This is a genomic window from Planctomonas deserti (assembly GCF_003067705.1).
Taxonomy (GTDB): Bacteria; Actinomycetota; Actinomycetes; order Actinomycetales; family Microbacteriaceae; genus Planctomonas; species Planctomonas deserti.
Map to the genome: position 1 here is coordinate 1 of NZ_QANL01000056.1, position 700 is coordinate 700.

The 700-nt window shown below is 63.4% G+C and carries 1 protein-coding gene and 1 pseudogene; both read left to right on the forward strand.

Annotation, left to right across the window (positions count from 1 at the left end; genetic code table 11):
• Positions 1–6 precede the first annotated feature (6 nt).
• Positions 7–354 (forward strand): annotated as a pseudogene (locus DAI20_RS19490) (CSS-motif domain-containing protein); the annotation flags it as partial.
• A 15-nt stretch (positions 355–369) separates the two neighbouring features.
• Positions 370–700: EAL domain-containing protein (locus tag DAI20_RS19495; RefSeq protein ID WP_240606142.1), on the forward strand; the 331-nt coding region annotated here is incomplete at its 3' end.

Here is a 700-nt window from a genome sequence, read left to right on the forward strand (position 1 = left end):
GGTCGCATCCGAGACGGACGCCTTGTCTGCAGCGCTCTCTGGGGGCGCTCGCGCCCCTACACCCTCCCCGCCCCACGCTTCTCCAGCGGCGCTGTCCGGCTTTGGCACGCATCGGATCTCGTTGGCTCCCCCTACACCGGGTCCAATCTGATCGCCCAAGGCGACACATTCACCGTGTCCTCCCCGTCTGCCTTCGAGAGCTTGGACCCTGCGCGCAGCAGCTCCATCAGCATCGAAACGAAGGACCGATCGTTTACATTCCGCACCTTGTCCCCGACCAGCCGCGTCGGCACCCCGTCTCTCGTCCAAGCTCAACATTGCAGCCGGGTGGCCGACGTTTGCGCGTTCGTTACCAGCCCTAGGCACGTGGTGTCCGAACTGCCCTCGGCGTTGCTCACCACCATCCTGTCAGCGGGTCCCTCGGTAGGGCTTTTGCTCGCGTTCTTGCTGATCAAACACCAAATCACGGCTCGGCAAACCATCCAGCAACGGTTGGTGCTTGCACTGAAGCGCAGCGAGATCGAACTGGCCTACCAGCCACTGCGTCGAATTGGCACGCGGGAGCTCGTGGGATTTGAAGCGCTCAGCCGCTGGCGCCCGCCGGGAGACGATGAAATCCCGCCGGCCATCTTCGTGCCCATCGCCCACCGATTCGGCCTGAGTCCTGATCTTTTTCGATACGTGCTGGCCCGTGCCATGA